At 36.8% G+C, this 12,015-nt stretch carries 14 protein-coding genes, 2 pseudogenes and 1 other annotated feature; of the genes and pseudogenes, 13 read left to right on the plus strand and 3 right to left on the minus strand.

Going from position 1 to position 12,015, the window contains the following annotated elements:
• Positions 1-104 precede the first annotated feature (104 nt).
• Positions 105-404, minus strand: coding sequence for a YbaB/EbfC family nucleoid-associated protein (locus HT708_RS09165; protein WP_054392792.1), 300 nt, complete (start codon positions 402-404; stop codon positions 105-107).
• A gap of 402 nt (positions 405-806) precedes the next feature.
• On the opposite strand from HT708_RS09165, the gene HT708_RS09170 reads away from it, so the two are divergent.
• The 4 genes from HT708_RS09170 (at position 807) to rpmA (ending at position 2,709) form a co-directional block, all read left to right on the plus strand.
• Entirely contained in the window at positions 807-1,505 is a 699-nt protein-coding gene (locus tag HT708_RS09170; RefSeq protein ID WP_000509046.1) for a YoaK family protein, read from the plus strand.
• A gap of 64 nt (positions 1,506-1,569) precedes the next feature.
• Positions 1,570-1,689, plus strand: a sequence feature (ribosomal protein L21 leader region).
• A gap of 35 nt (positions 1,690-1,724) precedes the next feature.
• The gene (rplU, locus tag HT708_RS09175; protein ID WP_000109141.1) at positions 1,725-2,039 is read left to right on the plus strand and encodes a 50S ribosomal protein L21; all 315 of its coding nucleotides are present in this window, start codon (positions 1,725-1,727) and stop codon (positions 2,037-2,039) included.
• A 15-nt stretch (positions 2,040-2,054) separates the two neighbouring features.
• Positions 2,055-2,399 carry a ribosomal-processing cysteine protease Prp gene (locus HT708_RS09180; RefSeq protein ID WP_000613692.1) on the plus strand — a complete coding sequence of 115 codons (345 nt, stop codon included), beginning with the start codon at positions 2,055-2,057 and terminating at the stop codon, positions 2,397-2,399.
• Between the two features lie 16 nt (positions 2,400-2,415).
• On the plus strand, positions 2,416-2,709 hold the full coding sequence (gene rpmA, locus HT708_RS09185) for a 50S ribosomal protein L27 (protein ID WP_000916509.1): 294 nt from the start codon (positions 2,416-2,418) through the stop codon (positions 2,707-2,709).
• Positions 2,710-2,929: 220 nt separating this feature from the next.
• Here the strand turns inward: rpmA and HT708_RS12220 are convergent.
• Positions 2,930-3,067 (minus strand): annotated as a pseudogene (locus HT708_RS12220) (TIGR03943 family protein); the annotation flags it as partial.
• A gap of 478 nt (positions 3,068-3,545) precedes the next feature.
• Between HT708_RS12220 and HT708_RS09195 the strand changes: the two are divergent.
• Positions 3,546-4,463: a bifunctional riboflavin kinase/FAD synthetase gene (locus HT708_RS09195; RefSeq protein ID WP_054392793.1), complete on the plus strand. Its 918-nt coding sequence runs from the start codon at positions 3,546-3,548 to the stop codon at positions 4,461-4,463.
• A 193-nt stretch (positions 4,464-4,656) separates the two neighbouring features.
• Here HT708_RS09195 and HT708_RS09200 read toward each other — a convergent pair whose 3' ends face one another.
• Positions 4,657-5,505 carry a YitT family protein gene (locus tag HT708_RS09200; protein WP_000592055.1) on the minus strand — a complete coding sequence of 283 codons (849 nt, stop codon included), beginning with the start codon at positions 5,503-5,505 and terminating at the stop codon, positions 4,657-4,659.
• A gap of 141 nt (positions 5,506-5,646) precedes the next feature.
• Here HT708_RS09200 and HT708_RS09205 point away from each other — a divergent pair, with 141 nt between their 5' ends.
• From HT708_RS09205 to HT708_RS09240, 8 genes and pseudogenes are all read left to right on the plus strand, one after another.
• Positions 5,647-6,486, plus strand: coding sequence for a DegV family protein (locus tag HT708_RS09205; RefSeq protein WP_023940128.1), 840 nt, complete (start codon positions 5,647-5,649; stop codon positions 6,484-6,486).
• Positions 6,487-6,591: 105 nt separating this feature from the next.
• Complete coding sequence (locus HT708_RS09210; protein ID WP_001284639.1) at positions 6,592-6,867, plus strand: HU family DNA-binding protein; 276 nt, start codon at positions 6,592-6,594, stop codon at positions 6,865-6,867.
• Between the two features lie 481 nt (positions 6,868-7,348).
• Positions 7,349-7,679: pseudogene (locus HT708_RS09215) on the plus strand (hypothetical protein).
• 211 nt (positions 7,680-7,890) lie between these two features.
• Entirely contained in the window at positions 7,891-8,169 is a 279-nt protein-coding gene (locus HT708_RS09220) for a hypothetical protein (protein ID WP_055387728.1), read from the plus strand.
• Positions 8,166-8,330 carry a hypothetical protein gene (locus HT708_RS09225; protein ID WP_016397553.1) on the plus strand — a complete coding sequence of 55 codons (165 nt, stop codon included), beginning with the start codon at positions 8,166-8,168 and terminating at the stop codon, positions 8,328-8,330. Before HT708_RS09220 ends, HT708_RS09225 begins: the two co-directional genes overlap by 4 nt.
• Positions 8,331-8,334: 4 nt before the next feature.
• Positions 8,335-9,480: a replication initiator protein A gene (locus HT708_RS09230; protein WP_172926290.1), complete on the plus strand. Its 1,146-nt coding sequence runs from the start codon at positions 8,335-8,337 to the stop codon at positions 9,478-9,480.
• Positions 9,481-9,791: 311 nt separating this feature from the next.
• Positions 9,792-10,106: a hypothetical protein gene (locus tag HT708_RS09235; protein WP_050254393.1), complete on the plus strand. Its 315-nt coding sequence runs from the start codon at positions 9,792-9,794 to the stop codon at positions 10,104-10,106.
• 190 nt (positions 10,107-10,296) lie between these two features.
• Positions 10,297-11,991: an SEC10/PgrA surface exclusion domain-containing protein gene (locus HT708_RS09240; RefSeq protein WP_172926291.1), complete on the plus strand. Its 1,695-nt coding sequence runs from the start codon at positions 10,297-10,299 to the stop codon at positions 11,989-11,991.
• Positions 11,992-12,015: the final 24 nt, after the last annotated feature.

Genomic DNA, 12,015 nt, shown 5'->3' on the forward strand with positions numbered 1-12,015 from the left:
CTAACTTTTGGGGTGCAGTTCATTTGCTATTATGCGTTTTTTATAATTTTTGCACCTTTCTTAGCCTTTGTTATCGACAAGTATTGTTTTCTAGCTTCTTGTTTTTAGAATGGCAATTTCCCAGCGAAAGCACCCAGTTTTTTCTTGGTAGTTTTATCGATTTGTTCAAGAGCAGAGTTGATGGCTTGAACGGTCATATCAGAAAGAGTTTCAAGGTCCTCTGGGTCAACGACAGCTGGATTAAAGTCAATGCTGACAACTTTCTTATCTCCAGTTAAGGTCGCTTGGACAAGGTCTTGAGCAGATTTGCCAACAAATTGCATGGCAGCAAGTTCGGCCTGGCTTTGTTCCATTTGTTTTTGAAGTTTTTGTGCTTGACGCATCATGTTTTGCATGTTCATCATAAGATTTCTAAAGTTCCTTTCATCTCAAGGGGATAATCCTTGTTGTTAACAAGTGCCTGATTTTCTCTCCTAATTGTTATTAGTAGCATAGCCATCAAGCCCAAGTATTGATTTTATTATACCATTTTTTTAAGACATAGTCTTTTATTGGTGAGAGTTATTTATATCAAGGAGTGATTAGAAATAAATTAAAATAATTATTTTTGTTAAGAGGGGCTCTATTCTAGTTTCATGGAAATGATTTTACTAAAGGTTTGTATGCTTTGTCTACAAACATGGTACCTCTATCTATTTTCGGATAAATAGTTGTCTATTATTATTTTTATGCTAATAGTAAAATCTAAATGGTAGCCTACGATTTTTTAGAAAGAAAATGGTACAATATTTCTAAGAGAAAATACAATGGGAGGGAAAATGAGGTTATTACCTATAAGAAAAATATCACGTCAGTCTAAAAGGTTAGCACTTTTTTTGACGTTTTGTGCTGGATATGTGGATGCTTACACTTTTATTGTTCGCGGGAATACCCTTGTAGCTGGACAAACTGGAAATGTTGTCTTTCTTTCGGTAGAGCTAATACAGAATAATGTTTCGGATGTTAGGGATAAGCTTTTAACCTTAATAGCGTTTATGCTGGGAGTTTTTTTACTAACCATTTATAGGGAAAAATTGAGAATTGTGAAAAAGCCAATTCTGTCACTGATTCCTTTGGTAATCTTATCAATAATTATTGCTTTTGTGCCACAAACTGTAGATAATATCTATCTAGTGCCGCCCTTGGCCTTCTGTATGGGACTGGTGACAACTGCCTTTGGTGAGGTTTCGGGTATTGCTTATAATAATGCCTTTATGACAGGGAATATCAAACGAACAATGCTAGCTTTTGGAAATTATTTCCGAACTAAGCACACTCCTTTTTTGCGTGAAGGGTTCATATTTGTTAGCCTGCTTAGTAGTTTTATCCTTGGCGTTGTCTTTTCAGCCTATTTGACGATTTTCTATCATGAAAAGACCATTCTTGGTGTTCCTATTATGATGAGCATTTTTTATATCAGCATGCTTTTTGCCTCGTGGCGGAAAAAAGTAAAAGAAAAAGCTTGATTTTAGGTGTTATTACTTGTAAGAAAATAGGAGATATGCTATACTTAGAGAGTTGACTATGCACAATCCTGTGCAACCGCACGAACATCGTTGCTCGTCGTAGAACAAATTTAAACTTTGTTCTACATAGAGCTCTTCTTTTAAGTGGTTCGTCCCACGATGCTAGGCGAGTCTTCACAAAAAGTCGGGGAAACCCATAAAAATCATAGGAGGTGCATAATGAGCACATACGCAATTATCAAAACTGGCGGAAAACAAGTTAAAGTTGAAGTTGGTCAAGCAGTTTACGTTGAAAAATTGAACGTTGAAGCTGGTCAAGAAGTTACTTTTAACGAAGTTGTTCTTGTTGGTGGTGAAAACACTGTTGTCGGAACTCCACTTGTTGCTGGAGCTACTGTGGTTGGAACTGTTGAAAAACAAGGAAAACAAAAGAAAGTGGTTACTTACAAGTACAAACCTAAAAAAGGTAGCCACCGTAAACAAGGTCACCGTCAACCATATACTAAAGTTGTCATCAACGCAATCAACGCTTAATTTTAAGGAGAACACATGATACAAGCAGTCTTTGAGAGAGCCGAAGATGGCGAGCTGAGGAATGCGGAAATTACTGGACACGCCGAGAGTGGCGAATGCGGCTTAGATGTCGTGTGTGCATCGGTTTCTACGCTTGCCATTAACTTTATCAATTCTATTGAGAAATTTGCAGGCTATGAACCAATCCTAGAATTAAACGAAGATGAAGGTGGTTATCTGATGGTTGAAATTCCAAAAGATCTTCCTTCACACCAGAGAGAAATGACCCAGTTATTCTTTGAATCATTTTTCTTAGGTATGGCAAACTTATCGGAGAACTCGTCTGAGTTCGTCCAAACCAGAGTTATCACAGAAAACTAACACGGAGGAAAACATTATGTTAAAAATGACTCTTAACAACTTGCAACTTTTCGCCCACAAAAAAGGTGGAGGTTCTACATCAAACGGACGTGATTCACAAGCAAAACGTCTTGGAGCTAAAGCAGCTGACGGACAAACTGTAACAGGTGGATCAATCCTTTACCGTCAACGTGGTACACACATCTATCCAGGTGTAAACGTTGGTCGTGGCGGAGACGATACTTTGTTCGCTAAAGTTGAAGGCGTAGTACGCTTTGAACGTAAAGGACGCGATAAAAAACAAGTTTCTGTTTACCCAATCGCTAAATAAAAAGGTTCAGTGAACCTTTTTATCCCGAGCCTTGAACTGTAAAGGCGAGGAAGCTAGAAGTAGCATTAAATAAGGCTTTCCGAGTTTTCGGAGAGCCTATTTTTTTGTTTTGATACCCATACTTTTTAATATGTATAGTGGATTGAATCTGGAATAGAACACTGCTAAAAATTGATTTGAGTTTCCTACTCGATTTCTTCAGATTTTATTTCAATTGACTATAAGAACTGGTATCTGGTTTCAAATATTGGCTTGTCATCCCTCCACTTGTCTGAATGGCTTGAGCCGTTCCTTCTGATAAGGAAAAAGATATTCTTTAGCGAGAATCCAAGATAACAGATGGAGAGAAAAATAACCCAGTCTGAAGCACATTAGATGGGAGTTGTTGGAAAGCAGTCATCTAGTTTTTCTTTGCTGCTTTGGCTTTTTCTTTGTCATCAGGGAAAGTGACTTGCTTCAAATCAGGGAGTTTAGGAAATTCTTCAAACATCTTGCCCAAGTTGTCTCATTTTGTAAATTTTACAGCCATAGGTGTACCTCGATTCTAAATTCTACCTTTTCGGCACCAATTAGTAATTTAAAGTTCTCAGGAGTTAGTTGCATTGCTTTTTTATACATAAGCATAGTATGACACTTTATGGTTACCGAACAAGTCTAATCACTCCTTTCAAACTTTTGAAGATGTCCTACAAGTTTTTGAGAAGAATATTGCAAAGTTCATAGTTAAGCAACGATAGAGTGAAGTGCTTTTTGAAAATAGCTACACTTCAGGTGAAAAAAACGACATTTCAGATTTTCTGTTCCAGAAATAGCTATCGCTATGATATAATTATTTTATGATTATTACTATTCCTATAAAAAACCAAAAAGATATTGGCACACCATCTGATTCAGTCGTTGTTCTCGGCTATTTTGATGGCATACATAAGGGGCATCAAGAATTATTTCGTGTTGCCAACAAAGCTGCGAGAAAGGATTTATTGCCTATCGTCGTTATGACCTTTAATGAATCTCCAAAGATCGCTTTAGAGCCTTATCATCCAGATTTGTTTTTGCATATTTTGAACCCTGCTGAACGTGAAAGAAAATTAAAGCGCGAAGGTGTAGAGGAATTATATCTCCTTGATTTTAGTAGTCAATTCGCTAGTCTCACTGCACAAGAATTCTTTGAAACTTATATCAAGGCTATGAATGCCAAAATTATTGTTGCAGGTTTTGATTATACATTTGGTTCTGACAAAAAAACAGCAGAAGATTTAAAGGATTACTTTGATGGAGAAGTTATCATTGTTCCACCTGTAGAAGATGAGAAAGGAAAGATTAGTTCAACTCGTATCCGTCAAGCTATTTTAGATGGAAATGTGAAAGAAGCAGGAAAACTTTTGGGGGCACCGCTTCCATCAAGAGGTATGGTGGTTCATGGTAATGCTCGTGGTCGTACAATTGGTTATCCGACAGCGAATTTAGTGCTTTTAGACCGTACTTATATGCCAGCAGATGGCGTTTATGTCGTTGATGTTGAGATTCAAAGACAGAAGTATCGTGCTATGGCTAGTGTCGGGAAAAATGTGACCTTTGATGGAGAAGAAGCACGTTTTGAAGTCAATATTTTTGATTTTAATCAAGATATTTATGGGGAAACCGTCATGGTTTATTGGCTTGATCGCATTCGAGATATGACCAAATTTGACTCAGTTGATCAATTAGTGGATCAGTTAAAGGCTGATGAAGAAGTAGCTCGGAATTGGTCTTAAGAGCATAAGTAAATAAAAAAGAGGTTATTTGTAACCCAAAAGATAGATGAATAATACTCTTCGAAAATCAAATTCAAACCACGTCAGCTTCGCCTTGCCGTACTCAAGTACAGCCTGCGGCTAGCTTCCTAATTTGCTTTTTGATTTTCATTGAGTATAAGTCTAACTTTTGAGATCACTACACTACCTCTTTTTATTCTTTTTCAAAGGTGAATCCTTCTCCTAGGATTTCATGGGCTTCTGTAATGGTTATAAAGGCTTGAGGATCGATTCGATGAATCATTTCTTTCATTTTCACAATCTCATTTCTACCGACAATACAGTAGATGATTTTCAAATTTTCTTTACTATAGTAGCCGTGACCAGAAATAAAAGTAACACCTCTTCCGAGGTCATCATTAATTGCCTTAGCAAGTTGGTCAGGACGTTTTGTGATAATCATAAAGCCTTTGCCGGCATATCCTCCTTCACCAATCAAATCAATAACACGAGAAACAATAAAATCAAACAAAAGCGTGTAGGAAACCAATCTCAAATCCTTGAAGATTAGGAGAATCAACATGAGAATACAAAAATCTAAGATAAAGAGCAGTTTTCCTATGGATATATGAGTGTATTTGTTGAGAATACGAGCTAGAATATCAGTTCCGCCAGTTGTACCTCCAGCATTAAAAATAATTCCAAGGCCAATTCCTAATAGGATTCCCGCTATAAGGGCTGTGATTAGTAAATCACCTTGAAGATCAATATGAAGGGGAATATGCTCAAAAAAAGCTAACCAGGCGGACAAAGCTAAGGTTCCTAGTAAACTAGAATAGAGGGATTTGGCTCCAAAAATCTTCCAAGCTAGGATGAAAAGGGGAATATTAATCAGCAGGTTCATGAGGGAAACAGGGATTTTAAAAAGATAAAAGGTGATGAGGGTAATGCCTGTCGCCCCTCCTTCAAAGAGATGATGGGGAACTACAAAATAAGTCAGTCCAAAAGCATAAATAGCAGCACCTAGTAAAATGGTAAAAATGGGGTAAATTTTTTTAATCATAGGACACCTCTTTTCTTATAAGTTGATTATATCAAATTTTACAGAAAATTTGATTGACTCCATTAGGATTTTTAATCTTTTTTTTGATATAATTAGAAGCAAGGAAACCAATCTGAATCCTAAAATAGAAAGATTGATACTATGACAAAAATTAAGATTGTAACCGATTCATCTGTTACTATTGAACCTGAACTAGTAAAGCAATTAGATATTACAATTGTTCCATTATCTGTAATGATTGATAATGTTGTTTATTCTGATGCTGATTTGAAAGAAGAAGGTAAATTTCTTCACTTGATGCAAGAAGCTAAGAATCTTCCAAAAACAAGCCAGCCGCCTGTAGGTGTCTTCGCTGAAGTGTTTGAAGACCTATGCAAGGATGGCAGCCAGATTCTTGCTATTCATATGTCCCATGCTCTTTCGGGGACTGTAGAAGCAGCGCGTCAAGGTGCTAGTTTATCTACTGCCGACGTGACTGTTGTTGATAGTTCCTTCACTGACCAAGCCCTGAAATTCCAAGTTGTTGAGGCTGCGAAGTTAGCTCAAGAAGGTAAAGATATGGAGACAATTTTATCTCATGTAGAAGAGGTTAAAAACCATACAGAGCTTTATATTGGTGTTTCAACTTTGGAAAATCTTGTCAAAGGTGGACGAATTGGCCGTGTAACTGGATTGTTGAGCTCACTTCTCAATATCCGTGTTGTCATGCAAATGAAAGACCATGAATTGCAGCCAATGGTTAAAGGTCGTGGAGCTAAAACTTTTAAAAAATGGTTAGATGAGTTGATAACATCGCTTTCTGAACGTTCTGTAGCAGAGATTGGAATTTCATATTCTGGTAGTGATGATTGGGCAAAAGAGATGAAAGAAAGCTTACAAGCTTATGTTGAACAGCCAATTTCTGTTTTGGAAACGGGTTCCATTATTCAAACTCACACGGGTGAGAATGCGTGGGCTATTTTGGTACGTTACCATTCCTAAAAAATAAATAAAATGGGAAGAAATAGCGTTTTTAACTTGACCTAAAAGGGATTTTAGGATATGATTATATTTGTTAATTAGAAATTATTTGGAGGAATCGTTAACATGGCAAACAAACAAGATTTGATCGCTAAAGTAGCAGAAGCTACAGAATTGACTAAGAAAGACTCAGCAGCAGCAGTTGAAGCTGTATTTGCAGCAGTAGCTGACTATCTTGCAGCTGGTGAAAAAGTTCAATTGATCGGTTTTGGTAACTTTGAAGTTCGTGAGCGTGCAGAACGTAAAGGTCGCAACCCACAAACTGGTAAAGAAATGACAATTGCAGCTTCTAAAGTTCCAGCATTCAAAGCTGGTAAAGCTCTTAAAGACGCTGTTAAATAATCAGTCTTTAAAAAGCCTATTGTATCAAGCTTTCTAGCTTGGTCGGTAGGCTTTTTAATTATGAAATCTAGTAATAAATAGAGTTAAAAAGTTGAATGTTCCGAAAATATTGTATATATAGTAGACTGAATCTAAAATAGTACGAAACAATTGCTAAAACATTTATAGAAATTAATTTTACTTTCCCAATCGATTTGTTCTCATCTTATTTCAATTTGCTATACGTACGTATATAATGAAAAGAATTAAATAATAGACTTGTGCGATAACTATTTGAAGCAAGATTAGCTGGTTAGAAAGTCCAACAAGATAGCGAAGGAATCTAACATAAATTTTACATAATTTACTTTATGTTACAAACCCTTCGCTAAAATACTTACGTAAGTGTCTAGAGTTTTGAGAAACACAAGGAACATATAAATATATGCAGAGAACGAGGAAATTCGTTCTCTTTTTCGTTGCCAAAAATTAAGGAGAAAAAATGTCAGATAATATTGAAATTGTTATGGATATTGATTCGCTAGAAATTTTCGATGTAATAGATCTTGATAAGAATGAAAATATGGTTGATTGTATTTCTGAAGGAAATTCTGATGAAAAAGTATCTCCAGACAATGACCTTGCTAGAGTTTGGCTTGGAAACGATTATTATAAGCTCGCTAGTATTTTCTGGAAAGTCATAAAAGATGATGTTATTCATGAATTATATCTTAGAATTAAGCTTGGCACTTATCCGTATTTCAGAAGAGCTAGAGATGGAACATGGGGAATGGGGACAAACCAGCCAACTGACTTATGATGAAGCCCTGTAGACGACGATGGAATTTACTCCTGAGTTACTTGCTTCTGTTTGAAACGAGAGAGGCCGAGATAGCACGACAAGACTAGAAGTCTTAAGAAAACCTTACAAAAAAAAGTGAGGTACAACTGATGAGTGTAGAACGTGATCTTGTGAGAAAGAAAATCAAGGAATTTAAGTTAAGGATAGGCGAATTAGAAGAAACATTGGAAGGGAGTTAATCCATGTGGTTGGAAACAATCGTTTGTTTTGATTGTGATTATGAGGAAAAATGGGAAGAAGATGATATTTTCAAGCCTATTCATTGTCCTGAATGTGGAGATGTATTAGATGTTGTAAAAAGAGATTGGTTAGGTGAAACAATACTTAGAAGCACAGTGCAGTGTGAGCGATGTAACTTTTTATTTGACCATTTGGATTTTCAGCTTGGTCTATCTGAATGCCCGAGTTGCTTTTCAAAGGAGCTCAAATTGGTGAGACAGAAAAAGGAGATAGTAGAATGACTAAAGAAATGTTTGTGCAATTTTCAAAAAAAGCAGCTGTTAACGAAGTGATGAGAAAAACAGGAATGAGTAAAAAACGTGCTGTTAAGGCGGTTGAAGAATTAGAGAGAGAAGGAGTTCTGTTCTCTATGGGAAATGGTACTGTGATGATGGGGGTGTGATAACATGGCTGATATTACAGTAAATCAAGTAGCAACACAGACCTTCTATCAAATCCCACAAATTTTCATGGTAAATGTTAAGAAGAAATTTTCTGCTGAGGGGAAACCTACTGGGAAAATCAAGATGACGAGTCTCTATGCCAAGAAATTATCAAATGATGGCAAGATTGCTTATGGAGTACTCTATGATCGATGTATGTTGAGTATTCATTCTTACAGAAACGGTGAACTGACTTATGTTGATGAGAATGGTTCAGTATTTCTTGTCTATACGGTTGAGGACTTAATGGAAATTTTAGATCGCAGTAAGCCAACTGTATTGAAAATCAAGAAAGAATTGAAAGAGCTTGGATTGCTTCGTGAAGTGAAACAAGGGAAGAATCGTCCGAATCGTTTGTATCTTCAAAATGTGAATGCTGAATTACAAGAATATGAACACTATGATGCTGAAGTCGTAGAAAAAGGACGTGACAAAGGAACTGTAGTCTACCACCATGTAAAAACTTTAGATTACAAAGGTTGTGTCTTATTTGAAATTGAACGTCCAGGCAGTGAAGAAGAATCTTCTATTTTGAAAGATGAAAACTCTGTTTTAGAAAAGCCTATCAAATCAATAAATTCTGGAAGTCAAAAATCTTTACCTCCAAAAAAAGCTGTTAAATCAACGAATTTTGGAAGTCAAAAATCTTTACCTCCGGAGGTAAAAAATTTTAACCCTATTAAGACTGAGAAGAGTCATACTGAGAATAATAGTACTAGACATAGTTCTAGAAAGCCTGCTTCCAATTCTAAGGAATTGAATCAGACTGCTGGAACTTGTGACACTCCTTCTCAAAAAACAAGTGGGAAGAAATTTATCAAACCTCAAGTCTATTCTCTCTTGCAGGAAATTGCAGATAGCTACCGAGATCATTTACCGTGGTACCAGCATTATAATATGACTCACCGCCAAAAGATGATTGTTGGCCAATACATTCAGACAGGATGGATAACAAGTAGTGAGGTTCTTCACTGTATCGAACGGATTCCTGAATGTGATAGTCCTTTTGCTTACTTGATTCAATCTATTGAAAATTTGATTGGCGAACGTAAGAGCGAGGCCAAGATGCAAGCTCATAGAGAAGCAGAGTATAGGTATCTGAGTAACTAAGCTATAGATGACATGAGACTAAATCTAGCTTTTTTGACCTGAGCAAGTCATAAAACTACTTTTGACCTTTGAAAATTGAATACCCCCACTGTCCTGATTAGCGGAACTAAGCATAAAAAGAAGAACAAGGGCGGTGTGTAGGCTAGAAAAGGATATCTAGTGCTGTTCCACCACGTAAAAGCAGGCAAAGCCTAAGCTGAAGGAGTTTGCGGTTTCTAGACTTAAAACCGTGTGTAAAAAATACAGCAGGTATGTACGTCATACCTCGGCATGGCTGTAAATCAGCCTTGATTCAGTAAGGAGGAGACAAGATGAATCAATCAAAATTAGTTACAGAGGTCACTTTAGCTGACCTTAGACGCTTAGGAAATCAAGGGAATGCAACCGCAAGACTTGATAATGGTGATGAAATCAAATTAACTAGCAGATATGGTTTGGTATCTAAAAACGGATATCTAGCAGGTAAACTAGAAACGGTTTGGATGATTGTAGAATATTCAAAAATTTATAAAGAGATTCGCACCATCAAACGAGGTGATGTTTTAGTGGCTAGACGCATTAAACAAGGAAATACCAATCGTTTACTACTGACTGGTAAAGGATATCATCGTCCAACGAAGCATTAAACAGATAGAGCCTCATCTATCTGTTTCATCAAGGAGAGGAGATTTGAACTGTTTTAAACGTCCTATCTTTGATTAAGCGGATAGATGAATGAAAATCAAGAAAAAATTGAGAAAAACCTCTAAAAATGGTAAAATAAAAGTATAAAATAAATATTTTAAGAACGTTTTTAAACAAAAAGGAGATAAGATTATGAAATTGAGAACAACTATCTTAGCAACAACTGCTAGCGTAACTTTGCTTGGGTTAGGAAATAGTCAACCTGTGTATGCGAATAGTACAACAAGCAGTCAAGTAGAGAATTTAAAAAGTGAATTGATTAAAGCAAAGAGAGAATATGAACAAGCTAAAAGTATCTATGACAATGCTTTATCATCTGCACCTAGCAATACGATTACATTGAGCGATAAGTATATAAAGGCTTTGAAGACGACTTTTTCTGATTTTAATATTAGCCAGACTGAACGTGATAGAGCGAAATCTATCTTGCAGTCAGAAAGTTTGAGATTAAAGAATCAAAATAGCTTTCATAAAGATGTTGCTGATGAGGGAGAGCGTCTGGATGTCAACAATCTACCACTAGCTGTTCGTCAGGAGTTGTCATTTTTTGCCCAAGATTTAATTAACCAAGTTCGTTCTCAGGTTGGAACACCTAGAGTCAGTGTTTCAATTTCGGCACTTGACTTTGCAGATAAGGTGGCGAAAGCATATGTTCAAGATAACTGGGGTTGGGATAAAATGAGCGTATCTGGTACACTTGGTCATGATGCGACTGGAATCAATCATGTGGCGAGAGAATATGGACTGCCTACAACCAATTCTGAAGAAGAGAAAAAAGGGGAGCAAAACTATGAAAATCTAGCTTCTCGTCTACCTGGTTTCAAAACAGCTAACAAGGCTCAGTTAAAAGAGGCTATCTATATTGGGATGATAGAGTTTATGTTCAATGATACTGAGTGGATGCATGCTCAGAGTATTGCTGGCTTGAACTGGGGAAATGTGAACTCAAAAGATTATTTTGGGCTTTCATTCTCTAGTCGTTCTTCTGTTAGTTCAGCCCATTTTATCACGGTTTCCCAAGAAGATATCAAGCGTGCAAGCAAATCAAGCTTTAGCACGGCTGCTGTGAGTGATCCAACTAGTGTCAATCGCCGTCAAGCAATCAAAAAGCTAGAGGAAGACTACAAAGCCAAGGAAAAAATTTATCAAGATTTTCAAAAACAAGCAGATAGTAAAGGATCTCAAGGGCAGTCTAACCAAGGTTCAGCTACTGTGACAGAACCAAGTAAACCAAGCGCTGGCTCAGCTGAGCCTACTAAACCGATTGAAAACACATCTGATTGGCGTGACCAATGGAAGCAAGAGGGAAGTTATTGGTATTATTTTGATCATGCAGGAAAAGCTCTTGTCAGTGGTTGGAAGGGAAACTATTATCTCAAATCAAATGGTGTGATGGCACGTAATGAATGGGTTTATGATACAAGCTATAAAGCTTGGTACTATCTCAAGTCAGATGGAAGTTACGCACAAAATAGTTGGCAAGGAAGCTACTACCTTAAGTCAGATGGGAAAATGGCACAAAGTGAGTGGTTATACGATTCCAGCTATAAAGCTTGGTACTATCTCAAATCAGATGGAAGCTATGCACAAAATAGCTGGCAAGGAAGCTATTACCTTAAGTCAGATGGAAAAATGGCACAAAGTGAGTGGGTATATGATTCCGATTATAAAGCTTGGTATTATCTCAAATCAGATGGAAGTTATCTGAGAGATCAATGGTTCAAAGACGGAAGTGCTTGGTATTATTTGAAAGCAGATGGTAAGATGGCAAAAAATGAGACGATTGGTGGTTATCGTTTAGATTATTCTGGTAAGTGGATTTCTTAAAATTCATTACAATATTGTATAGAA

Source organism: Streptococcus sp. 3613 (assembly GCF_013277375.1).
Taxonomy (GTDB): Bacteria; Bacillota; Bacilli; order Lactobacillales; family Streptococcaceae; genus Streptococcus; species Streptococcus pseudopneumoniae.

Coding starts and splice junctions, on each gene's coding strand:
- HT708_RS09165 (WP_054392792.1), bottom strand. CDS start 404: ATGATGAACATGCAAAACATGATGCGTCAAGCACAAAAACTTCAAAAA.
- HT708_RS09170 (WP_000509046.1), top strand. CDS start 807: ATGGGAGGGAAAATGAGGTTATTACCTATAAGAAAAATATCACGTCAG.
- rplU (WP_000109141.1), top strand. CDS start 1,725: ATGAGCACATACGCAATTATCAAAACTGGCGGAAAACAAGTTAAAGTT.
- HT708_RS09180 (WP_000613692.1), top strand. CDS start 2,055: ATGATACAAGCAGTCTTTGAGAGAGCCGAAGATGGCGAGCTGAGGAAT.
- rpmA (WP_000916509.1), top strand. CDS start 2,416: ATGTTAAAAATGACTCTTAACAACTTGCAACTTTTCGCCCACAAAAAA.
- HT708_RS09195 (WP_054392793.1), top strand. CDS start 3,546: ATGATTATTACTATTCCTATAAAAAACCAAAAAGATATTGGCACACCA.
- HT708_RS09200 (WP_000592055.1), bottom strand. CDS start 5,505: ATGATTAAAAAAATTTACCCCATTTTTACCATTTTACTAGGTGCTGCT.
- HT708_RS09205 (WP_023940128.1), top strand. CDS start 5,647: ATGACAAAAATTAAGATTGTAACCGATTCATCTGTTACTATTGAACCT.
- HT708_RS09210 (WP_001284639.1), top strand. CDS start 6,592: ATGGCAAACAAACAAGATTTGATCGCTAAAGTAGCAGAAGCTACAGAA.
- HT708_RS09220 (WP_055387728.1), top strand. CDS start 7,891: ATGTGGTTGGAAACAATCGTTTGTTTTGATTGTGATTATGAGGAAAAA.
- HT708_RS09225 (WP_016397553.1), top strand. CDS start 8,166: ATGACTAAAGAAATGTTTGTGCAATTTTCAAAAAAAGCAGCTGTTAAC.
- HT708_RS09230 (WP_172926290.1), top strand. CDS start 8,335: ATGGCTGATATTACAGTAAATCAAGTAGCAACACAGACCTTCTATCAA.
- HT708_RS09235 (WP_050254393.1), top strand. CDS start 9,792: ATGAATCAATCAAAATTAGTTACAGAGGTCACTTTAGCTGACCTTAGA.
- HT708_RS09240 (WP_172926291.1), top strand. CDS start 10,297: ATGAAATTGAGAACAACTATCTTAGCAACAACTGCTAGCGTAACTTTG.